The organism is Achromobacter arsenitoxydans SY8 (assembly GCF_000236785.1).
GTDB lineage: Bacteria > Pseudomonadota > Gammaproteobacteria > Burkholderiales > Burkholderiaceae_B > Achromobacter > Achromobacter arsenitoxydans.
The window spans coordinates 25,499-47,655 of record NZ_AGUF01000013.1; the positions used below are offsets into that span (position 1 = coordinate 25,499).

A 22,157-nucleotide genomic window follows, 5' to 3' on the forward strand; every position below is an offset into this window, starting at 1 on the left:
CCCTTTCGGGGCGGCCATTTTGCTGGGGCGCATCACGCGTGCCCCATCGCCAGCAGCCACATGGGTATGGTCACGGCCGAAAACAGCGTGCCCAGCGAGATCAGCACGGCCACCATCCTGCCGTCGCCGCCCATGCGCATCGCCAGCACGTAGGCGGCGGACGCCGTGGGCAGCGCCGCGAACAGCAGCAGCATCCGCGACTCCAGCGGCGGCAGGTCCAGCAGGTGGGCCACCAGCAGGGCCACGGCCGGGAGCGCGACCAGCTTGACCGCCAGCATCCAGGCGATCAGCGAACCGTAGCCTTTGCCGCCTTCCCAGGCCAGGCTGGCGCCCACGCAGATGATGCCCAGCGCGATGGCGGCCGCGCCCAGCCGGGCGAGCGCGGTGTCCACGGGGCCGGGCAGTTGCAGGCCGGCCAGGTTGCAGGCCAGGGCCAGCAGTGTGGATATCACCAGCGGATTGCGCGCCAGTTCGCGCAGCAGGTTGCCGCCGCTGTGGCGCGCCAGCCCGTAGACGGCCGCCACGTTGGCCATGGGCACGGCGAAGCCGATGATCAGCGCCATGACCGTCTGGCCCTGCGTGCCGGCCAGGCTGGCCGACAAGGCCAGGCCGATATAGGTGTTGAAGCGGAAGCCGCATTGCGCGGATGACGCGAGGCCCAGGGACGAGGGGCGCAGCGCCAGGCCGGCCAGCCATGCCAGCGCCACGCCGGCGGCCATGACCGACGCGGTGGCCTGCAGCAGCAGGACCGCGTTGCCCGCCGTGATGGGGGTGCGGAGTATTGATTGGAACAGCAGCGCGGGGAACAGCACGAAGTACACGAGCCGTTCGGCGCCGGCGAAGAATTCGCGGGAAAAACCCAGTTTGTGACGCAGCGCCCAACCCAGCGCAACCAGCAGGAAATCAGGGAAAACCAGGAGTGCAACCGACATGAGTCAAAGGGATTCCGGGCGAGCGCCAGCCGGGGATCGGCGCGCTATGCGTGTGTAAGCATTTGCTGCTATTCTCCGTCATTCTGGCGGGCGCGTGTGCCACAAGCAACCTATAAATGCAGTGTCCATCACGCTGCGCACACGCAACGCGTCCCCACCGTTATCTGCTGGTCCGCCTACAGGCGGGCACAACACACAACGGTCCGTTTACATACGGGCTCGCAATCTTGGAGGAAACACATCTATGAATAAAGTCCGCTCCCTCGCAGTGGCCATCGCTGTCGCCACCGGCGCCGCCGGCACGCTCGGCGCGTCGGTCGCTCACGCCGCCGACAAGTACCCCAGCAAGGCCATCCGCGTGATCGTTCCGTTCGCGCCGGGCGGTTCCACCGACATCATCGCGCGCCTGGTTACGCAGCGCATGAGCCAGGAACTCGGCCAGCCGATGGTCGTGGAAAACAAGGGTGGCGCGGGCGGCGCCATCGGCGCGGCCGAAGCCGCGCGCGCCGATGCCGACGGCTACACGCTGTCCATCGCCACCGTTTCCACCATGGCCGTGAACCCGGCATGCCGTCCTAAGGACCTGCCGTACGATCCGATCAAGGACTTCCAGCCCGTCACCAACTTCGCCAACACCGCCAACGTCGTGGCCGTGAATCCGAAGTTCCCCGCCAAGGACTTCAAGGGCTTCATCGAAGAGCTGAAGAAGAACCCGGGCAAGTACTCCTACGGCAGCTCGGGCACTTGCGGCGTGCTGCACCTGATGGGCGAATCGTTCAAGATGGCCACGGGCACCGACATCGTGCACGTGCCCTACAAGGGTTCGGGCCCGGCGCTGGCTGACGCCGTCGGCGGCCAGATCGAAATCCTGTTCGACAACCTGCCGTCGTCGATGCCGCAGATCCAGGCGGGCAAGCTCAACGCCATGGCCATCGCCTGGCCCGAGCAGATCGCCGCGGTCAAGGGTGTCCCGACCTTCAAGGACGCCGGCTACCCGGTGCTGAACCAGCCGGTCTGGTACGGCCTGCTGGCGCCCAAGGGCACCCCGATGGAAATCGTGAACAAGCTGCGCGACGCCGCTGTCGTGGCCCTGAAGGACCCGAAGGTCGTCAAGGCGCTGGACGAGCAGGGCTCCGCTCCGTCGGGCAACACGCCTGAAGAGTTCGCCAAGGAAATCAAAGAGCAGTTCGACTGGGCTCAGGACGTCGTGAAGAAGCAGAACATCAAGCTGGACTGATGCTGCGCGGGGCGGGCTGGTCCGCCCCGAACGACATGCAACGGGCGCCTTCGGGCGCCCGTTGTGCTTTGCGGCGCCCGAAGGCAATCAGGCGTGTGCGTCCAGCGCCGCCAGCCGTGCGGCGCAGGCGCCGCGCAGGCGCTCGATCAGGTCGCGGTGCAGCGCGGACAGGGGATCCTGGTTGCGCGTCATGATGCTGATCGGCACGCGCAAGGCCGGTTCCAGCCGCCGCAGGCACATGCCAGGCCGCAGCATCGCCTGCGCGGTGATCGCATCCACGATGGCGTCGCCGCAGCCCGCGTCCACCAGCGCGCAGGCCACGTAATGCGTCTGCACCTGGATGGCGACCTGGGGGGCCAGGCCCTGCGCATCCAGCGCAAGCTGCAGCAGCGCGCCGGAGGCGTCGCCGGCGTCCAGCACGATCAGCGTATCGCCCGCCGGCTCCGAGAGTTCGGACAGGCGCAGCGGGCCGCTGGCGGGCTTGCGGCTCAGGTGCACCAGTTCGGTGTGGCCCAGGCCCATGCGCGTCAGGCCGGGATAGTCGTTCGTGTCGAACGTGATCGCCAGATCCAGTTCGCGGGTCAGCAGGCCCTGCACCAGTTCAGCGCTGTGGTGGGTGTGGATATCGAAGGTGATGCCGGGCTGCGCGTCGCGGCTGTCGCGCACGACGCCCGGCAAAAGGCCCAGTCCCAGGGCGGGCGCGCAGCCCAGCCGCAGGTGGCCGTGGGGGCGGTCGCGCAGGTTCGACGCCAGCCTGCGCACACTGCTCAGGTCCTGGCTCAGGCGCGCGATCTCGGGGGTGAGGATTTCGGCCTCGCGGGTGGCGACCAGCCGGCCCTTCACGCGGTCGAACAGCTTGAAGCCGAGCTGGCTTTCGGCGTGCGCCAGCAGCTTGCTGGCGGCGGGCTGCGAGATGTGCAGCGCGGCGGCGGCTTCGGTCAAGGATCCGGTGCGGCGGATCGCTTCGAATATCTCGATGTGGCGCAGGCGCATGACGCGATGTCGGGGAAGGTGGAGCGGAAACCGCGATTCTATGCCGGATGGGGCAGGGAAGTGGCCGGCTGCGCACAGGACGGCCGCCGCGCCGGCCCAGGGACGCGTGCGCCCGTGCGACAGGCGCGGACGCCTTGATTATGATGGACGACTGCCGGAAGCCCGGCCACACTCCGGAGCCGTCCATGCGCCTACGCCGTCACGCCGCCCTGCTGCTCGCCGCCGCAATGGCCGGCACGCTCCATCTTGCGCCCGGCTGGGCGCGCACCCCGCAGGCCGCCGAGGACCTGAATCCGGAAGCCGCCAGCGGCGTGCGTGCGCGCCAGCTTGTGCGCGCGCCGCATTTCATGCTGGTGTCCGCCAACCCGCTGGCGACGCAGGCGGGCGACGAGATGCTGCGCCGCGGCGGCAGCGTGGTGGATGCGGCCATCGCCACGCAACTCGTGCTGAACCTGGTCGAGCCGCAATCGTCCGGCATTGGCGGCGGCGCCTTCATGGTGGTGTATTCGGCCAAAGACGGGCGCATCAGAACCTACGACAGCCGCGAGACGGCGCCCGCCGCGGCCCGGTCCGATCGTTTCCTGGATGCCGAGGGCAAGCCGTTGCCCTTTGCGCAGGCGGTCAACAACGGCATGTCGGTGGGCGTGCCGGGCCTGCTGCGCGGGCTGGAGCTTGCGCACCGCGAGCAGGGCGCGCTGCCCTGGGCCGATCTGTTCCAGCCCGCCATCCGGCTGGCGGAGCAGGGCTTTGCCGTGTCGCCGCGCCTGCACGCGCTGCTGGCCGGCAACAAGGCCCTGCCCATGCAGCCGGCGGCCGCGGCCTACTTCTATGCGCCCGGCGGCGCGCCCTGGCCGGTGGGCCACGTGCTGAAGAACCCCGAGTTCGCACGCACGCTGCGCATGGTGGCGGCGCGGGGCGCCGACGCGTTCTACCAGGGCGACATTGCCCGCGACATCGTGGCCGCGGTGCAGGGCCACGCCAAACCCGGCGACCTGAGCCTGGAGGATCTCGCCGCCTATCGCGCCCTGGAGCGCGATCCGGTCTGCGGCGCCTATCGCGGCTACCGGCTTTGCGGAATGGGCCCGCCCAGCAGCGGCCCCATCGCGGTTCTGCAAATACTGGGCGAACTGGAACAGTTTCCAATGGGCACCTACGCGCCGGGCAGCGCGCAGGCGGTGCACTACTTTTCAGAGGCGGGCCGGCTGGCCTTCGCCGACCGTGATTTTTACGTGGCCGATCCCGACTTCGCGCGGGTGCCGGTGCGCGCCATGCTGGACCCCGCCTATCTGCGCGCGCGCGGCGCCCTGATCCAGCCGGACCGCAGCATGAAAGTCGCGCTGCCTGGCGATCCGGAGGGCAAGCTGCTGTCGCTGGGCCGCGACAACGCGCTGGAACTGCCTTCCACCAGCCATCTGGCGGCCGTGGACGCGCAGGGCAATGCATTGACGATGACGACCACGATCGAAAGCGAATTCGGCAGCAAGATCTTCGTGCGCGGCTTTTTGCTGAACAACGAGATGACGGATTTCTCATCCTCGTTCAAGGACCCGGAGGGCCGGCTGGTGGCCAACCGGATCGAACCGGGCAAGCGTCCGCGCAGCGCGATGGCGCCGATGATCGTGCTGCGCGACGGCAAGCCCTACATGCTGGTGGGTTCGCCGGGCGGCAGCGCCATCATCAACTACGTGGCCAAGACCATCGTGGGCGTGCTGGATTGGGGGCTGGACATCCAGGCCGCGATCGACCTGCCCAACATGGGCAGCCGCAACAAGGAAACCGAGCTTGAGAAAGGCACGCCGCTGGAAGCGCTGGCGCCGGAACTCGAGCGCATGGGGCATCCCGTGCGCGTCCTGGAGTTCCCCAGCGGCATCCACGGCATCGTCATTGATGGCGGCGGGCTGCAGGGCGGCGCGGATCCGCGCCGCGAGGGGCAGGCGCTGGGCGGCTGACGTCCGCGCTCACTCCAGCGACGACGGATCCAGTTCCATCCTGCTTTCGCGGCGTCGCGCCAGGTAAGTCACGCCCCACATCACGACGCCCAGCAGCAGCAGCCAGCCCGCGACCTGGTACTGGATGACATCGCGCCCGGTGAGCGGGGTGACGAGGAACAGGCAGGCCGCCGCGCCCAGCCACGGCACGACGCGGCTGATGGTGAAGTGCTCGTGCTTGACGCGTTCGCGCCGCAGGACCAGCACGGCCACGTTGACGAAGGCGAAGACGCCCAGCAGAAGCAGCGCGGTGGTGCCGCCCAGCGCCCGGATGGCCTGGGAGTCGGCCAGCGCCACCAGGATGATCAGGCAGAAGGCCAGCGCGGTGGTGAACAGGATGGCCGTCCAGGGCGTCTGGTTCTTGCGGTGCACCTGCGCCAGGAAGGCCGGCAGCACGCCCTGGCGCGACATGCCGTACAGCAGGCGGCTCGCCATCATCATGTTGATGAGGGCGGAGTTCGCCACCGCGAACATCGAGATGATGGGCATGATGTACTCCACCGGCAGCCCTGGCGCGGCGCGCTTGACCACCAGCACCAGCGGCGTGCTGCTCTTGGCCAGTTCGCCCACGGGCACCAGCGCCACGGCGCAGATCGACACCAGCACATAGATCACCGCGGTGATGCCCAGGCCCGTCAGCATGACCTTGGGAAAGATGCGGCTGGGGTCGTGCGTCTCTTCGGCCATGTTGACCGAGTCCTCGAAGCCGACCATGGCGAAGAACGCCAGCGCCGTGGCCGAGGTCACGGCCAGGAACACGCTTTTGTCCTCGGGCGTGTCGAAGGCGATGACACGCGAGAAATCCGCTTGCCCGCCCGATATGGCGTAGAAGCCCAGCACGATCACCATCAACAGGCCCGACAGTTCGATCAGCGTGAGCACCACGTTGGCCCGGACGCTTTCGGCCGCCCCGCGCAGGTTCACCAGCATGACCAGCAGCATGAAGCCCAGCGCCCCGATCGTGACCCAGCTCTTGTCCGCCTTGATGCCCATGGCCACGAACAGGTTGGCCGCGAAGGCCTGCGAAGCGGTCGCGGCCGACGTCAGGCCCGAACACATGACGGTGAAGCAGACGATGAAGGTCAGGAAATGCAGGCCGAAGGCCTTGTGCACATAGAGCGCGGCGCCGGCGGCCTTGGGGTACTTGGTGACCAGCTCAAGATAAGACAGCGCGGTCAGCAGGGCCACCGCGAAGGCCACCAGGAAGGGCAGCCAGGCGGCGCCGCCGACCTCGGCCGCCACCTGTCCGGTCAGGGCATAGACCCCCGTGCCCAGAATGTCGCCAACAATGAAGAGCAACAGCAGCTTGGGTCCCATCACCCGCTTGAGCTGAGTGTGATCCTGCGTTTCTTTCGTGGCCATAGTCTTTTTCCTCTCTCTTGCGATTCGGGGAGGTCGCGCCAAGGCAACGCGAGGTGCTGGAAAAAGTCTAAGGCGGCAATCGTGGGGCGTGCTGAAACGAAATGTCTAAGTTGTTGGCGGCTGTGAATAGCGCTCAGTCCATCGCGGGCGGCAGCTTGCGCAAAGTGGCTGGCGTGCGCGACAGCTTGATCGGCGACCCCACGCCCTTGTAGCCGTCCTGCTCAAGCACCATGCCGCGATGGCGCGTATGCGGATGCGCCAGCGCCTGGTCCACGGTCTGCACGGCCGCGGCGGGCACGCCGGCGCGCAGCAGGCGGTCGGCCAGCGCGGCGGCGTCATGGCCGGCGAGCAGGCGGGTCAGTTCGTCGCGCAGCGCCTGGCGGTTGCGCAGGCGGTCCGCATTGGCGGCGTAGCGCGCATCCTGAGCCAGCGCCGGCGCGTCCAGCACCTGCGCCAGCATGGCGAACTGGCGGTTGTTGCCCACGGCCAGGAAGATCGGCCCGCTGGCGGTGGGCAGGGTTTCGTAGGGCGCGATGTTCGGATGGGCGTTGCCGGTGCGCTGGGGCACCTTGCCGCTGTAGAAGTAGTTGGGCGCATGCGGATGCAGCAGCGACAGCGCGCAGTCGTACAGCGTGATGTCCAGGAACTGTCCCAGCCCGCTGCGCGTGCGTTCGTTGAGCGCCAGCAGGATGGCCACGGCCGCGTTCAGCCCGGTCACCATGTCCACGACGGGCAGCCCGACGCGCGTCGCCTCGCCGTCGGCGTCGCCGTTCACGCTCATCAAGCCGCACATGGCCTGTGCGCAGGCGTCGTAGCCCGGTAGGCCGCCCAACGGGCCGTCCGATCCGAAGCCGCTGACGCGGCAGTGGATGAGCGCGGGGAACGCCTGCTTCAGGTCCTCGTAGCCCAGGCCCCACTTCTCCAGCGTGCCGGGCTTGAAGTTTTCGACCAGCACATCGGCGTCGGCCAGCAGATGGCGCAGCAATTCCTGGCCAGCCGCCTGCGACAGGTCCAGCGTCATGCCGTCCTTGTTGCGGTTCACGCCGATGAAGTAGGAGGCCGTCTCGCCCAGGAAGGGCGGCCCCCAGCCGCGGGTCTCGTCGCCGCCAGGCGGCTCGATCTTCAGTACGTCGGCGCCGTGGTCCGCCAGGATCTGCGTGCAATAGGGGCCGCCCAGCACGCGGGACAGGTCGATCACCTTGCAGCCCGCCAGGGCGCCTGGATTGGGTAGGGTCTGGGCCATGTGTCTTCCGCTTCAATCAATGGAAACGTTGGCGCTCTTGATGAGTTCGCGCCACTTGGGAACTTCTTTCGTGATGAAGGCGGACAGGCCCTGCGGGGTCTTGTCCTGCGCTTCCACGATGCCCTGCGTGCGCAGGGTCTGCTCGATCGCGGGATCGGACAGCGCCGTCTTGAAAGCCTGGTTCAGCGTGTTGACCACGTCGGCCGGCGTATCCTTGGGCGCGACGATGCCGAAAAAGACGCTGACGTCGTAGCCCGCCAGGCCCTGCTCGGACAGCGTGGGCAGATCCGGCAGCGCTTCCGAGCGCTGGGCGCTGGCCAGGCCGATGGCGCGCAGCTTGCCCGCCTTGACGTAAGGCAGCGCGGTCAGGATGTCGGTGAACGACATCGACACCTGGCCGCCCAGCAGATCGTTCAGCGCGGGGCCTGTGCCCTTGTACGGGATGTGCATGATCTTGGTGTCGGCCATGCGGTTGAACAGGATGCCGGCCAGGTGCGACGACGCGCCGTTGCCCGACGAGGCATAGCTCAGCTTGTCCGGGTTCTTGCGGGCGTAGGCGATGAGCTCTTGCAGGTTGTTTGCCGGCACGGACGGGTTCACCACCAGGATATTGGGCAGGTGGCCGATGCGGATGATGGGCGCGAAGCTGGTCTCGGGGTTGTAGCCCTGGTTCTTGTACAGGCTGACATTGATGGCCAGCGGCCCCGAGGTGCCGAACAGGATGGTGTAGCCGTCGGGCTTGGCGGCGGCGACGTATTCGGAGCCGATGTTGCCGCCCGCGCCGCTGCGGTTTTCGACGATGACGTTCTGCTTCAGCGGTTCCCGCAGCTTTTCGGCCAGGCGGCGCGCCAGGGCGTCGGTGGGGCCGCCGGGCGGGAAGGGCACGACCAGCGTGACGGGGCGCGCCGAGGGGTAGGCGTCCGCGGCGAGGGCGGGCGTGGCCGCGACGGCGGCGGCCGCCGCCAGGAACAGGGGGGCGAAAAGTCGTTTCATGGTTGTCTCCAGTGGATGGCGCGCCGGCTGTGCCGCCGGCGTCGGTTTACAGCGCGTACTGCAGGATGGCCTGGCAGGCCGCGCTTTCGTCGGGCGGGATGGCGTAGGGATCGCGCGGCGCCAGGCGATGCAGCAGCACCTGGTCCGCCAGCCGCGCGCGGCTTTCCAGGCCGGCGCCGGTGGCTTCCCAGCGCAGCGCGGCCATGGAGACGGCGTGATAGAGCAGCGACGCGGCCTGGCGCGCCAGCTCGGCATGGTCGCCCTGCGCGGCGTGCTCGGCCAGCGCATAGGTCTTTTCCAGGGCGCTCGCCTGCGCGGCGGCCAACTCGGGCGGGCAGGGCGCGCCGTCGGCCAGCAGCCGGTCGATGTGGCTGCGCAAGGCCGGCAGCGAGTTTTCCTTCTTGATGGCGCGCAGCACGTCCAGCGCGACGATATTGCTGGTGCCCTCCCAGATCGAGCCCAGGTGCGCGTCGCGGACCAGCCGGGGCTCCGTCCATTCCTCGATGTAGCCGCAGCCGCCGCGCACTTCCATGGCGTCGCCGGTGACCTTGCGCGCATCGCGGCAGGCGCGGAACTTGATCAGCGGGGTCAGAATGCGGGCCAGGGCCGGGTCCGCCGCGCCCTGGTCGGCATCGGCCAGCGCGCGCGCCGTCTGGAACATGACGCTGCGCGCCTGTTCGGCCCAGACCGTCATCTTGACCAGCTGGCGCTGCATCAGCGGCATGTCGATGAGCCGCTTGCCGAACGCGCGGCGGTGTTGCGACACGTAGACAGCCTCGGTGACGGCCCGGCGCATCAGGCCGGCCGCGCGCATGCCGTTGGACAGGCGCGAGTTGTTGATCATGTCGGCCATCTGCTTGAAACCGCGGCCGCGCTCGCCCACCAGCCATGCCACCGCGCCCTCCAGGCGGATTTCGCCGCTGGCCATGGAACGCGTGCCCAGCTTGTCCTTCAGCCGCAGGATGCGGTAGTGGTTATGCGCGCCGCCGGCCAGGTCGCGCGGCAGCAAAAAGAGCGACACGCCCTTCAGGCCGGGCTGCGGCTCGCTGCGCGCCAGCACCATGGCGAAGCCCGCGTCGGGGTTCGAGCAGAACCACTTGTCGCCGTACAGGCGCCACGTGCCGTCTTCCTGGGCCTGCGCGGCGACTTCGGTGGCGCTGACGTCCGACCCTGCGCCCTGTTCGGTCATGAACATGGCGCCCTGGCGCAGCGCGTCGAAATCCAGCGAGGTCACCTGGGGCAGCACGCGTTCGACCAGCGCGGGATCGCCGAACTTGCGCAAGGTGCGCGCCAGCGAGTCCGTCATGCTGACCGGGCAGCACAGGCCGAATTCGGCCTGCACGAAAAGGTGGCTCAGCGCGTACTTGGCGGCGGCCGGCATCGGGTCGGGCCAGCCCAGCACGCCGCCGCGATGCGACAGCGCGGCCAGGCCGAATTCGCTGTACGCCAGGCGTTCAAGCTCCACGTAGGCGGGATGCTTGTCGATGCGGGATTCGTCCGTGCCGGCGCGGCTGCGCACCGACAGGGTGGGCGGATGCTTGTCCGCCGTCGACGCCAGTTCGTCCATGACCCCGCCCGCCAGTTCGCCCAGCCTGGTCAGGTGGGGCAGCAGGTGGGCCTGCAGGGCGGGGGGCAGGTAGCGCCGGCTCAGGGGCTCGGCGTAGGGGTCCGCGTGAAACAGGTTCAGCCCGCGGGAGTCCGGGACGGGTGTGGCGGCAGCGGTGGCGGCGACGGGCATGACGGGGGTATCCATGGCGGCATCCTGGCGAAACGGGAGATGTCCCATGGTGCGGGGCTTGATTAATCTATTCAAATACTGTTTTGATGTAGATCAATCTAAAAAAAATATAGATATGCCAGAGGAGCGACAAATGGACCTGGATCCGCGCCTGTTGCGTTACTTCATCACCGTGGCCGAGGAGCGCCATTTCAGCCGGGCGGCTGCGCGCCTGCATATTTCCCAACCGCCGCTCAGCTATGCGATCCGGCAGCTGGAGGAAAACGTGGGCGCGCGCCTTCTGGCCCGCACCAGCCGCCATGTGGAACTGACCGACGCCGGCCAGGTGCTGTACCGCGAAGCCCTTATCCTGCTGCGCCAGGCCGAGGAAGTGCGAACGCTGGTGCGGCAGGTGGACGCCGGCCTGCGCGGCCGGCTGCGCATCGGCTTCGTGGGGTCCATGCTGTACCGGGGCCTGCCCGCGCTGCTGAATGCGATGCGCGCGGAACTGCCCGATGTGGAGCATGTGCTGACCGAGCTGAATTCGCACGACCAGATCGAGGCGGTGCGGCGCGGCGAACAGGACTTGGGTTTCATCCACGCCAATCCCGTGCCGGAAGGGGTGCAGGCGCGCGACCTGCTGGCCGAGCCTTTCGTCATCTGCCTGCCCGAGGCGCATCCGCTGGCGCGGCGCCGGTCGCTGCGGCTGGCGGAACTGGCGTCGGACGATTTTGTGTTTTTTGCGCGCGCGGCGTCGCCCAGCTATTACGAAACGGTCCTGTCGATGTGCGTGTCGGCCGGCTTCATGCCCGCGATCCGCCACGAGGTGCGCCATTGGCTCAGCGTGGCGTCGCTGGTGTCGCAGGGGCTGGGCGTGTCCATCGTGCCGGCGTGCCTGTCGCGCAGCGGGCTGGCCGGCACGCGGTTCATTGCGTTCGAGCACCAGGCGCGCTCGGTCAGCCAGGTGATCTGGCCCGACGCGTCGCGCTCGCCCTTGCAGGAGCGGGCGGTGGCGCTGGTGGCGCGCCAGTTTCCGTCCGTGGAGCCACCCGCCGGCGGCGCGCCGGCGTGAGGATCAGCGGAACACGACGGTCTTGTTGCGGTTCAGCAGGATGCGGTGTTCGACGTGGCTGCGCACCGCGCGCGACAGCACCAGGGATTCGATGTCGCTGCCCACCTGGGTCAGGTCCTGGGCGGTCATGGTGTGGTCGACGCGTTCGATGTCCTGGTCGATGATCGGGCCTTCGTCCAGGTCCGAGGTCACGTAGTGGGCGGTGGCGCCGATGATCTTCACGCCGCGCGCATGCGCCTGGTGGTAGGGGCGCGCGCCCTTGAAGCTGGGCAGGAAGCTGTGGTGGATGTTGATCGCGCGGCCGGTCAGGGCGCGGCACATGTCCTCGGACAGGATCTGCATGTAGCGCGCCAGCACCACCAGGTCGATACCCGCCTGGTCGACGATTTCCAGGACCTGCTTTTCCTGCTGGAGCTTGGTGTCGGGCGTGACCGGCAGGTAGTGGAACGGGATGCCGTAGGACGCGGCCAGGGCGGCGTAGTCGTTGTGATTGGAGACGATGGCCGCCACTTCCGCATGCAGGTGTCCGCTGTGCACGCGGAACAGCAGGTCGTTCAGGCAGTGGCCCTGCTTGCTGACCATGATCAGCAGGCGTTCCTTGCGGCGGGCGTCATGCAGCTTGAGCTCCATGTCGTATTCCCCGGACATGGCGTCCAGGCGGGCGCGCAGCCCGTCGACCGCCACGCTGGCGGGCAGGTCGAAGTGCACGCGCAGGAAGAAGCGGCCCGTTTCTTCGTCGCCGAACTGCTGCGAATCGAGGATGTTGCAACCCAATTCGAACAACAGGCCGCTGACGCGATAGACGATGCCGGTGCGATCGGGGCAGGACAGGGTCAGGATGTAGTCGTTGTGCTGCATGGCGGAAATTGGCTGGAATTGAAAAAAGGTGGACGGATCAGGCGGACAGGCGCGCCAGGGTTTCTTCCGCCAGGGCCAGGCTGGAGGTCAGCCCGGGCGATTCGATGCCGAACAGGTTCACCAGGCCGGGCACGCCATGGTCGGCGGGACCGGCAATGACGAAGTCGGCGGCGGGCTCGTGCGGCCCGGAAATCTTGGGCCGGATGCCGGTGTAGCCGGGCGCCAGGGCGCCATCGGGCAACGCTGGCCAGTAACTGCGGACGGCTTCGTAGAACACGTCGGCGCGGGACGGGTCGATCGTGTAGTCCTCGGTGCCGACCCATTCGGTGTCGGGGCCGAACTTGGCCTGGCCGCCCATGTCCAGCGTCAGGTGCACGCCCAGGCCGGCATGCTGCGGCACCGGGTAGATCAGGCGCGAAAACGGCGCGCGTCCGGACAGCGTGAAATAGCTGCCCTTGCACAGGTAATCGGTGGGGATGCTGGCCGCCGGCACGCCGTCGATGCGGCGGGCCAGCGCCGGCGCCTGCAGGCCGGCGGAGTTGATCAGCACATTGCAGGTGAGGTTCATGGCCTCGTCTCCGCCGAACTGCAGCTCGAAGCCGCCTTCGGGCCGGACGCGGCCGGACACGAGCGGGGTGTGGAAGACGCATTGGGCGCCCGCGTTCTCGGCGTCGCCCTGGAAGGACAGCATCAGCGCGTGGCTGTCCACGATGCCGGTGGACGGCGACACCAGCGCCGCGGTGCAGCGCAGCGCGGGCTCCAGGCGCATGGCCTCTTCGCCCGAAATGTATTGCAGGTCGTCGACGCCGTTGGCGCGGGCGCGCTGCGCGATGCCTTCCAGCTGCGTCGCCTGTTCCGGGGTGGTCGCCACGATGAACTTGCCCAGGCGGCTGTGCGGCACGCCGCGCTCGGCGCAATACGCATAGAGCAGGTGCTTGCCGCGCACGCACAGGCGGGCCTTCAGGCTGCCGGCCGGGTAGTAGATGCCCGCGTGGATGACTTCCGAGTTGCGCGAGCTGGTGCCCGTGCCGATGGCCTCGGTGGCCTCGGCCACCAGGACCTCGCGTCCCGATTGCGCCAGCGCCCGGGCGATTGCCAGGCCCACCACGCCGGCGCCGATGACGACGCAATCGACGTCGGCGCTCATGAGCGGGCCTTTTCGGAACGGGCGCCGGCCGGGGTCAGGTCGAACCCGCCCGCGTGAAAGACCAGCGGAGGCTCGCCGCTATGTCCGCAACGTTCGACTTCTCCGACCATAATGACGTGATCTCCCTCTACGTAGCGGCTGCGGTTGCGGCATTCGAACCAGGCGGCGCAATGGCCGTCCAGCATCGGCGTGCCGCCCGGCGCATGGTGCACCGTCAGTCCCGCATAGCGGTCCGGCGTCTTGCCCGTGGCGAATCGGCGCGCCAGCGCGATCTGCTCCGCGCTGAGCACATTGACGACATAGCGTTCGCACTGCTCGAACGCGGCCAGCGAGGACGAGGCCAGCGACAGGCTCCACAGCACCAGCGGCGGGTTCAGCGACACGGAGTTGAAGGAGCTGACCGTCAGGCCGATGGGGGCGCCCTCCAGGTCGGCGGTCGTCACGACCGTTACGCCGGTGGCGTAGCGGCCCAGTGCGGTGCGGAAAAATGCGGAGTCGAAATCAGGGGAAGAGGCGGACATGCAATAGACGGTTCGGTCGGGCGCGCAAGGCGCCCGGCGTGGGGGCGCCCCGGCTCAGGGCGACAGGCGTTCGATCTTCCAGGCGGCGCCGTCCGCGACGTAGCGCAGGCGATCGTGCAGGCGCGAGGGCCGGCCTTGCCAGAATTCAAAGGCGGTGGGCTTGAGGCGGTAACCGCCCCAGTGCGGCGGGCGGGGCGGCTGTTCGCCGAAGCGCTCGCGGAATTCCTTCTCGCGGGCTTCCAGCTCTTCGCGGGTGATGGGCTGGCTCTGGCGCGAGGCCCAGGCGCCGATGCGCGAACCGGCCGGACGGCTGTGGTAGTAGGCGTCCGACTCTTCGGCCGCCACCTTTTCCACCACGCCTTCGATGCGGATCTGGCGCTCCAGCGGCTGCCAGAAGAACAACAGGCTGGCGCGCGGCTCGGCCTGCAGGTCCAGCCCCTTGCGGGATTCGTAGTTGGTGAAGAACGTGAAGCCTTGCTCGTCGTACCCCTTGATGAGGACGATGCGGGCGCTGGGCTGGCCGTCGGCGTCCACCGTGGCCAGGGTCATGGCATTGGGTTCCGGCACCTTGGAGGCCAGGGCCTCGTCGAACCAGCGGTGGAATTGCTCGAACGGAGAGGCGGCCGCCTGGCTTTCCAGGAGCACGTTCTTGTCGTAGCTTTGACGCAGATCAGAGACAGACATGGTCGTAGGGACTCAGCGTTGATAACAGGGAGTTTATACCGCTTGGGGATACGCTTCCCTATTGACCCCGCTCAGGCCCCGGGCAAGTCGGCCGCGGAGCCGGGGATCAGGGGCTGAAAACCAGGGCCGGTTCAGGCGCCTTCGGGCAGCGGACGGCCGTCCAGTTCGAGCCGGCGGGCGATGGCGTCCAGGCGGGCGTCATGGATGCCGGCAGCGCGCAGCGCCTGGGCGGTCTGCACCACGTAGTCGGTGCAGGGGCCGTAGCGTCCGGCGGCGCGGCGCACGATCGCCAGCAATTCCGCTTCCGGCAGGGCGCGGATGTAGGCCGGATTGTCCCGGTTCATGATGAACACCAGCGCGCGGACGGTGCCGGTGTCGGTCGCGCAGTTGATCCAGCGGGGCAGGTAGGCGCCCGTGGACATCTCGCGCTCCCAGAGCGCGGGGAAATAATTGGGGACCTGGTCGCCGGCCAGCCGGTAGACCACGCCTCGGCAGGAGCCGCCGCGGTCCAGCCCGAACACCAGCCCGGGGCATTCCGGCGTGCCGCGGTTGACCCGCGACCACAGGCAGAGCGCCCGGTGATGGCCGCGCAGCGTGGCCAGGCGGCGTTCCATGAAGTCGAAGTCGGGGCGCCAGATCAGCGATCCATAGCCGTAGACCCACACGTCCTCGCCTTCCTGCGTGTGGCGCAGCGCGTCCTCGAGCGAGGCCTGCCGTTCTTCGGGCGTCCAGAGGCGAAAGGGCAGGGAGGCGCCGGACAAATCCGAGGCGGGCGGGGATAACGGCTTATTCACGACTACGGTTTCCGTTCAGGCTCGTGCGGAGGATTGCGATTGGCCCAGCCCCCGGCCATCAGGGCCACGGAATAGGCCCAGAACAGCGGGGCAACGCCAATTACCGCACCCAGCGCGCCGAAGGTCAACGGCAGCGACACCTGGGAGCCGTTGATCAGCGCCATCCGCAGGCCCACGGCCTCGGCCGCGCGCCCGGGGGGCGAATGCTGGTGCAGCAGGGAAAGCATACTCGGCTGGCAACATCCCAAGGCCAGCCCAAGGATGAAAGACAGCACGATCAGGACGGTAACGTCGGTGAACAACGGGTAAAGCATGAAGTCGATCGCCGCGGTGGCCATGGCCACGCGGACCAGTGTCCAGGAACGGACGCGGCGCTGGATCAAGGGCAGAATCAGGCGGATGACGAATGTTGCCGCCGCGAACGAGGCAAGAATGACGCCGATCGTGGTGGCGGACAGGCCGATGGCCACGCCGAAGATCGGCACGACAAACAAATGAGTGTCCCAGGCGCCGGACAGGATGGTGTTGACCATGAGGATGCGCCGCAGCGCGGGCACGGCCAACAGTTCGGTCACGCGGCGGCGCTGGGCCTCGCGCACCCCGGAAATGGCGGCATCCACGGCTTTCAATTGGTGGCGCAACACGTACAATCCACCGGCGGATAGCAACGGGCCCAGCGCGAGAATCCCGAATGCGCTGCGGGTGCCCAGATGGTCAATCGCCAGCCCGGCAATAAGGGGGCCGGAAAAGCCGGAGCCCGCAAGGGCCAGGGACATGAAGGAAAAATTGCGCAGCCGCTGCTCGGGCTCCGCGTGCCCCAGCAGATCCTGCGTCGCGACCTGATGCAGCATGAAGCCGATGCCGATACAGCACGATGCGACCAGCAGGGCAAGCTGAGTTTGCGAAATAAAGGGCAATAGCGTGCCGATGGCGACCAAAGTCGTCCCGATGACGAGGGGGCGGACGATGCCCACGCGATCCACCCAGCGCCCGGCGCGCACCGAAAACAGCATGGGCAGCACGGCGAACACGGCGACCAGGGTGCCGACCTTGAAGGTGGACAAGCCCATCTGCAGCGCGGTCAGTGAAACGGTGATGCGTCCCCCTGTCAGCGCCACATGATTCATCATGGCCAGCAGGCACAAAAGCACCGCCCCGGAAAATTCCGGGGAACTGGATGGCGAGGAGGGGGATCTGTTGGAGGTAGACACGGCTTAACTGCAGTCATTCTGTTCGCAACGTCCGTCTATGTCGAGGCGACGATATCTTGCGCTGCCGCAGGCAGTGACTAGTCACTGCGGCGAGATAGCCATCATCTAGCGGCCAAGTCGTGTCCTTACGAAGCAAGATGACGGCACGTTCGCGTCAGGTGCGTTAAAAGGGTTCCGGATGCCCCGCGTGAACGTTGTATCGTTCTCGCAACGGAACCATCCCGGGCGGTGATCCGCCTTACTGTTTCTCACGTTTTTGGCGTCGGTTGGATATGGGCTGAAACAGGGCGCCGTTTAGGATGGGCGGGCAATGGGGCCCGTCCCCGCTGCCCAAGCCGTCAATCGCGGCATTACCGGCGCCGGCCGCGGCGCCCGCCGTTCATTTCGATCAGGTTCAATGAAAAAGTCCCGCAGCAAATTCAAGCGCTACGCCCTGGCGGCGGCGCTCCTCCTGCTTCTTGGTTTCGGTGTCCGTGCCGCGTTCTTTTCGGCGCCGCCGCCGCCCACCTTCGCGGTGGCCGAGGTCACCCGCGCCGATCTGGAAGACAGCGTGCTGGCCAGCGGCACCATCGACGCCATCGAGCGGGTCAGCGTGGGCGCCCAGGCGACCGGGCAGTTGAAATCCCTGAAGGTGGCGCTGGGGGACCGGGTCAAGAAGGGTCAACTGGTAGCGGAAATCGACGATCTGACCCAGCAGAACGAATTGCGCAACGCCGAGGCGGCGCTGCAGACGCGCCGCGCCGAGCGGGCCGCCAAGGTCGCCACGCTGAAGCAGGCCGAACTCAACTTCAAGCGGCAGCGCCAGATGCTGGCCGCGGACGCCAGTTCGCGCGAAGCCTATGAGACCGCCGAGGCCACGTTGGCCGTGACCCGCGCGGAAATCGCGTCCCTGGATGCGCAGATCGCCCAGGCCGAGATCCAGGTCGATACCGCCCGGGTCAACCTGGGCTACACGCGCATCGTTTCGCCCATCGACGGCATGGTGGTGGCCGTGGTCACGAAGGAAGGCCAGACGGTCAACTCGATCCAGAGCGCGCCCACCATCATCAAGGTGGCCCAGGTGGACACCATGACGATCAAGGCGCAGATCTCCGAGGCCGACGTAACGCGGGTCACGACGGGGCTGCCGGTCTACTTCACCATCCTGGGCGAGCCCGACGAGCGCTACCGGGCCACGCTGCGCGCGGTGGAGCCGGCGCCGGACTCTATTCAGAAGGACGACGCGACCTCGTCGCTGACGTCTTCCACCAGCACGTCCACCAGCGCCGCCGTGTACTACAACGGGATTTTCGACGTGCCCAATCCGGATGAGAAGCTGCGCATTTCCATGACCGCGCAGGTCTTTATCGTGCTGGGCGAGGCCAAGAATGCCGTGGTGGTGCCGGCTTCGGCCCTGGGCAAGCGCGGCGAGGACGGGCGCTACGCGGTGCGGGTGGTCTTGAAGGACAACAAGACGGAAACGCGCCAGGTCCGCATCGGCATGAACAACAATGTGCAGGCGCAGGTGCTGGAAGGCCTGGAGGTGGGCGAACGCGTCGTGTCGGCCGATGCCGCGGCGGCGGTCGCCAAGCCAGGGGCCTGACATGAGCGGGCCGCTGATTTCCCTGGCCGGGGTGCGCCGCGAGTTTCCCGCGGGCGACCAGACCATCGCCGTCCTGAAGGACATCGACCTTACGATCGAGGCCGGCGAAATGGTGGCCATCGTGGGCGCGTCCGGATCGGGCAAGTCCACGCTGATGAACATCCTGGGCTGCCTGGACCGGCCGACCCGCGGCGACTACGTGGTGGGCGGCCGCAGCACGGGCGACCTGGATCCCGACGAATTGGCCGAACTGCGCCGGGAGCACTTCGGCTTCATCTTCCAGCGCTACCACCTGCTGTCGGACCTGACCGCGCAAGGCAACGTGGAAGTGCCGGCCGTCTACGCGGGCAAGCGCCGCGAGGCGCGGCTTGCGCGGGCCGCCGAGCTGCTGGCGCGGCTGGGGCTGGCCGAGCGCTCCGAACATCGGCCCGGCCAGCTTTCAGGCGGCCAGCAGCAGCGCGTGAGCATCGCGCGGGCGCTGATGAACGGCGGCGACATCATCCTGGCCGACGAGCCCACCGGCGCGCTGGACACGCATACCGGCCAGGAGGTGCTGCGCATCCTGGAAGAGCTGAACGCGGCGGGCCACACCATCATCATCGTGACGCACGATATGAATGTGGCGCGCCATGCCCAGCGCATCATCGAGATCAGCGACGGCGAGATCGTCGCCGACACGCGCAATCCCGACGCGCCGCGCCGCGACGCCGCCAGGGACGACGCCCCGGCGCTGGCCCAGCGCCCGGCGTGGCAGGCCTATCTGGACCGCTGCGGCGAGGCGCTGCGCATGGCGCTGCTGGCCATGAACGCCCACCGGCTGCGCACGTCTTTGACGATGCTGGGCATCATCATCGGCATCGCCGCCGTGGTGTCGGTGGTGGCGCTGGGCGAAGGCTCGCGGCGCAAGATCCTGGACGACATCAGCGCGATCGGCACCAATACGGTCGAGATCTTTCCCGGCAAGGATTTCGGCGACGAAAAGGCGGTCAACATTCGCACGCTGGTCGCGGCGGACGCCGACGCGCTGGCGCGCGAGTCCTATGTGGACAGCGTCACGCCTGAAGTCGCCACCAGCAATACGCTGCGCTTCCGGAATGTGTCGGTGAACGGCGCGATCCAGGGCGTGGGCGAGCAGTACTTCCGCGTGCGCGCGATCCAGCTGGAGCAAGGCAAGTTCTTCGACGAGACCAGCGTGGCGCGCCGGGCGCAGGAGGTGGTGATCGACGAGGGCACGCGGCGCGCGCTGTTCGGCACCCACACCGAACCGATCGGGCAGGTGGTATTCCTGGGGTCCATGCCGGCCCGCGTGATCGGCGTGACGCAGAAGAAGGACACGGTCTTCGGCAACAATGACTCGCTGAACGTATGGATTCCGTACACCACGGCGCTGTCGCGCGTGCTGGGCCAGCAGCACCTGAAGAGCATCACGGTGCGCGTCAACGACGCCACGCCGCCGGCCGCGGCAGAGCAGGCCATCGTGCGCGTGCTGACGCGCCGGCACGTGGTGAAGGATTTCTTCGTGTTCAACACCGATGCGATCCGCAAGACCATCGAGCGCACGACCGCCACGATGACCCTGCTGGTGTCGCTGATCGCGCTGATTTCGCTGATGGTGGGCGGCATCGGGGTCATGAACATCATGCTGGTGTCGGTTACCGAGCGCACCCGCGAGATCGGCGTGCGCATGGCGGTGGGCGCGCGCCGCAGCGACATCATGCAGCAGTTCCTGATTGAAGCGGTGCTGGTCTGCCTGATCGGCGGCGCGGTGGGCATCCTGCTGTCGCTGGGGCTGGGCGTGCTGGTGTCCAAGGCCACCGGCGGGTCTTTCCAGATGATCTATTCCACGGCATCTATGGTGGCGGCATTCACGTGCTCGACCCTGATAGGTGTGATTTTTGGCTATTTGCCGGCGCGCAACGCGGCGCGCCTGGATCCCGTCGAGGCCCTGGCCCGGGAATGATGAAGATGAAAGCGGTTTCCCTGATCCTCAAGCCCGCCGCGCTGGCCCTGATGCTGGCGCTGGGCGGTTGCGGCAGCCTGCTGCGCACCGATTACGAGCCGCCGGCGACCAGCACGCCCGCCGCCTGGACCCACGCGCCGCAGGGCGGGCAGGCGGACCCGCAGGCGTCCCTGGCCGACGGCGGCGCCTGGTGGCGCAATTTCGACGACCCGGTGCTCAACGGCCTGGTGGACGCCGCGCTGGCCCGCAATAACGACCTGGCCGCGGCGGCGATCCGCGTGCGCCGCGCGCAGTACCAGGCGGGCCTGTCCGAAGACAAGCTCATCCCGCAGCTCGGCGGCGACGCGAATGTCTCGCGGGTTCGCAACCTGGACGGCGACCGCGCCATCACCCGCACCAACTCGGCCCAACTGACCGTCAGCTACGAAGTGGACCTGTGGGGCAAGCTGTCGCGCCAGCGCGATGCCGCGCAGTGGGAAGCCCTGGCAACCGAGCAGGATCGCCGGAGCGCCGCGCTGTCGTTGGTGGGCACGACCGCGACGCTGTATTGGCAGAAGGCGTTCATCAACCAGCGCATCGCCAGCAGCGAGGAAAGCATCGCCTATGCGCGCCGCACGCAGGACCTGGTGCGCGCGCAGTATGCGGCGGGCGGAGCGTCCGCGCTGGAGCTGGCCGAGGCTGAGCAGACCGTGGCCAGCCAGCAGGCCGCGCATGCGCTGCTGGTGCAGCAGCGCGTGGAATACACGAACGCGCTGACCATCCTGTTCGACGGCCCGCCGGACCGCAGCATGGCCGATCCGGTCCGCCTGCCGTCCAACGCGCTGCCGGAAGCCCGCGCGGGCGTGCCTGCAGAACTGCTGGGCCGGCGTCCCGACCTGCAGGCCGCGGAAATGCGGCTGCGCGAGTCGTTGGCCACTGTCGACGCCACCCGCGCCAGCTTCTATCCGCCGCTGACGCTGACGGGGGCGCTGGGAAGCTCCAGCCCGACACTGTCCGATGTGCTGCAGAACCCCATCGCGACGTTGGGGGCTGGGCTGACGCTGCCGTTTCTGCAGTGGAACCAGATGCAGCTGAACATCAAGATTTCCAAGGCGGATTACGAGGAGCGGGTGGTCAACTTCCGGCAGTCGCTGTATCAGGCGATGGCGGACGTGGAGAACGCGCTGTCGAACCGGACGCAACTGGCGCTGCGGGCGGAACAACTGGATGTGTCCCTACGGTCGGCGAGGGAGGCCGAGCGGCTGTACGAGGTCCGGTACCGGGCCGGGGCCGTGTCGCTGAAGGACTGGCTGGATGCGCAGGAGAAGCGCAGGACCGCGGAGATTGCGCGGGACGAGAATATGTTGAATCGGCTGGTGAATCAGGTGACGGTTTATCAGGCGCTGGGGGGGGATGATGTTGTGGGGCGCGTTGGCGGAGAATAGGCAACCGGCTGGGGGCGGTGTCGATTGAGTCCTTAAGACGCCCGGCGCGGCGCGGGCCTGGGCGGGCGGGGCTACGATTGCGGTCCGGAGCCTTCGCTCCGGACTGCCCCTGGCTCATCCTCGTCATCGCCTTCGGCGATTCCTTCGGATTCCGCCGGGCGCATCTACACGCCCCGCCCACCCCAGGCCCGCGCCGCACCGGGCTCTGGCGGTTGAATCTTCACCGGAGCTGGGGCGGGCGGGGTTCTTCAGGTTCTGGCCATCGGCAGTGGAAGAGAGAAAAATCTTGCGGGGCCCGCCGCCGGCCGGCCGCGCGGGCGGCCTTCGGGGCGTTACGCGGTGCCTTGCGTCGGGGTGATGACGCTTCGCGTGTTGGGGCGGGTTTATGCTTCTTGCCGCGTTTCGCGCGCGGTGGCCGGTGTCTGACACCGGCGAGGAG

At 67.9% G+C, this 22,157-nt stretch carries 18 protein-coding genes; 6 read left to right on the forward strand and 12 right to left on the reverse strand.

Translation table 11 applies throughout. The features are described 5' to 3' along the window. Positions 1 to 32 precede the first annotated feature (32 nt). The gene (locus KYC_RS02640) at positions 33 to 932 is read right to left on the reverse strand and encodes an AEC family transporter (RefSeq protein ID WP_008158594.1); all 900 of its coding nucleotides are present in this window, start codon (positions 930 to 932) and stop codon (positions 33 to 35) included. A 244-nt stretch (positions 933 to 1,176) separates the two neighbouring features. Here KYC_RS02640 and KYC_RS02645 point away from each other — a divergent pair, with 244 nt between their 5' ends. After that, the gene (locus tag KYC_RS02645; protein ID WP_008158595.1) at positions 1,177 to 2,169 is read left to right on the forward strand and encodes a tripartite tricarboxylate transporter substrate binding protein BugE; all 993 of its coding nucleotides are present in this window, start codon (positions 1,177 to 1,179) and stop codon (positions 2,167 to 2,169) included. 87 nt (positions 2,170 to 2,256) lie between these two features. Here KYC_RS02645 and KYC_RS02650 read toward each other — a convergent pair whose 3' ends face one another. After that, positions 2,257 to 3,162, reverse strand: a complete 906-nt coding sequence (locus KYC_RS02650) for a LysR family transcriptional regulator (RefSeq protein ID WP_008158597.1) — start codon at positions 3,160 to 3,162, stop codon at positions 2,257 to 2,259. Between the two features lie 185 nt (positions 3,163 to 3,347). Here KYC_RS02650 and ggt point away from each other — a divergent pair, with 185 nt between their 5' ends. Next, positions 3,348 to 5,111: a gamma-glutamyltransferase gene (gene ggt, locus KYC_RS02655; protein WP_008158598.1), complete on the forward strand. Its 1,764-nt coding sequence runs from the start codon at positions 3,348 to 3,350 to the stop codon at positions 5,109 to 5,111. 9 nt (positions 5,112 to 5,120) lie between these two features. Here ggt and KYC_RS02660 read toward each other — a convergent pair whose 3' ends face one another. From KYC_RS02660 to KYC_RS02675, 4 genes are all read right to left on the reverse strand, one after another. Then, positions 5,121 to 6,512, reverse strand: coding sequence for an APC family permease (locus tag KYC_RS02660; RefSeq protein WP_008158601.1), 1,392 nt, complete (start codon positions 6,510 to 6,512; stop codon positions 5,121 to 5,123). Positions 6,513 to 6,645: 133 nt separating this feature from the next. Next, positions 6,646 to 7,755 (reverse strand): CaiB/BaiF CoA transferase family protein, encoded by a 1,110-nt coding sequence (locus KYC_RS02665; RefSeq protein ID WP_008158602.1) that lies wholly within the window; start codon positions 7,753 to 7,755, stop codon positions 6,646 to 6,648. Between the two features lie 12 nt (positions 7,756 to 7,767). Beyond that, complete coding sequence (locus tag KYC_RS02670; protein WP_008158605.1) at positions 7,768 to 8,748, reverse strand: Bug family tripartite tricarboxylate transporter substrate binding protein; 981 nt, start codon at positions 8,746 to 8,748, stop codon at positions 7,768 to 7,770. A gap of 46 nt (positions 8,749 to 8,794) precedes the next feature. Further along, positions 8,795 to 10,501, reverse strand: a complete 1,707-nt coding sequence (locus tag KYC_RS02675; RefSeq protein WP_008158608.1) for an acyl-CoA dehydrogenase family protein — start codon at positions 10,499 to 10,501, stop codon at positions 8,795 to 8,797. A gap of 118 nt (positions 10,502 to 10,619) precedes the next feature. Between KYC_RS02675 and KYC_RS02680 the strand changes: the two genes are divergently transcribed. Next, entirely contained in the window at positions 10,620 to 11,537 is a 918-nt protein-coding gene (locus KYC_RS02680) for a LysR family transcriptional regulator (RefSeq protein ID WP_008158609.1), read from the forward strand. A 3-nt stretch (positions 11,538 to 11,540) separates the two neighbouring features. Here KYC_RS02680 and purU read toward each other — a convergent pair whose 3' ends face one another. The 6 genes from purU to KYC_RS02710 all read right to left on the reverse strand — a co-directional run bounded on the left by purU (position 11,541) and on the right by KYC_RS02710 (position 16,752). Beyond that, a complete protein-coding gene (gene purU / locus KYC_RS02685) occupies positions 11,541 to 12,395 on the reverse strand; it encodes a formyltetrahydrofolate deformylase (protein WP_008158611.1) in 855 nt (284 codons plus the stop codon). 37 nt (positions 12,396 to 12,432) lie between these two features. Beyond that, positions 12,433 to 13,542, reverse strand: a complete 1,110-nt coding sequence (locus KYC_RS02690) for an NAD(P)/FAD-dependent oxidoreductase (RefSeq protein ID WP_008158612.1) — start codon at positions 13,540 to 13,542, stop codon at positions 12,433 to 12,435. Beyond that, a complete protein-coding gene (locus KYC_RS02695; RefSeq protein ID WP_008158614.1) occupies positions 13,539 to 14,063 on the reverse strand; it encodes a flavin reductase family protein in 525 nt (174 codons plus the stop codon). The genes KYC_RS02690 and KYC_RS02695 overlap by 4 nt, the downstream gene beginning before the upstream one ends. Before the next feature lie 54 nt (positions 14,064 to 14,117). Further along, positions 14,118 to 14,747, reverse strand: a complete 630-nt coding sequence (gene pdxH / locus KYC_RS02700) for a pyridoxamine 5'-phosphate oxidase (RefSeq protein WP_008158615.1) — start codon at positions 14,745 to 14,747, stop codon at positions 14,118 to 14,120. Positions 14,748 to 14,878: 131 nt separating this feature from the next. Beyond that, complete coding sequence (locus KYC_RS02705; protein ID WP_085945405.1) at positions 14,879 to 15,541, reverse strand: gamma-glutamylcyclotransferase; 663 nt, start codon at positions 15,539 to 15,541, stop codon at positions 14,879 to 14,881. Between the two features lie 2 nt (positions 15,542 to 15,543). After that, entirely contained in the window at positions 15,544 to 16,752 is a 1,209-nt protein-coding gene (locus tag KYC_RS02710) for an MFS transporter (RefSeq protein WP_085945406.1), read from the reverse strand. A gap of 397 nt (positions 16,753 to 17,149) precedes the next feature. On the opposite strand from KYC_RS02710, the gene KYC_RS02715 reads away from it, so the two are divergent. Genes KYC_RS02715 through KYC_RS02725 form a run of 3 tightly spaced genes read left to right on the forward strand, consistent with a single transcriptional unit; the run spans position 17,150 to position 21,718 of the window. After that, complete coding sequence (locus tag KYC_RS02715; RefSeq protein ID WP_008158618.1) at positions 17,150 to 18,334, forward strand: efflux RND transporter periplasmic adaptor subunit; 1,185 nt, start codon at positions 17,150 to 17,152, stop codon at positions 18,332 to 18,334. Between the two features lies 1 nt (position 18,335). After that, entirely contained in the window at positions 18,336 to 20,294 is a 1,959-nt protein-coding gene (locus KYC_RS02720; protein WP_008158619.1) for a MacB family efflux pump subunit, read from the forward strand. A 5-nt stretch (positions 20,295 to 20,299) separates the two neighbouring features. After that, complete coding sequence (locus tag KYC_RS02725) at positions 20,300 to 21,718, forward strand: efflux transporter outer membrane subunit (RefSeq protein ID WP_043517415.1); 1,419 nt, start codon at positions 20,300 to 20,302, stop codon at positions 21,716 to 21,718. Positions 21,719 to 22,157: the final 439 nt, after the last annotated feature.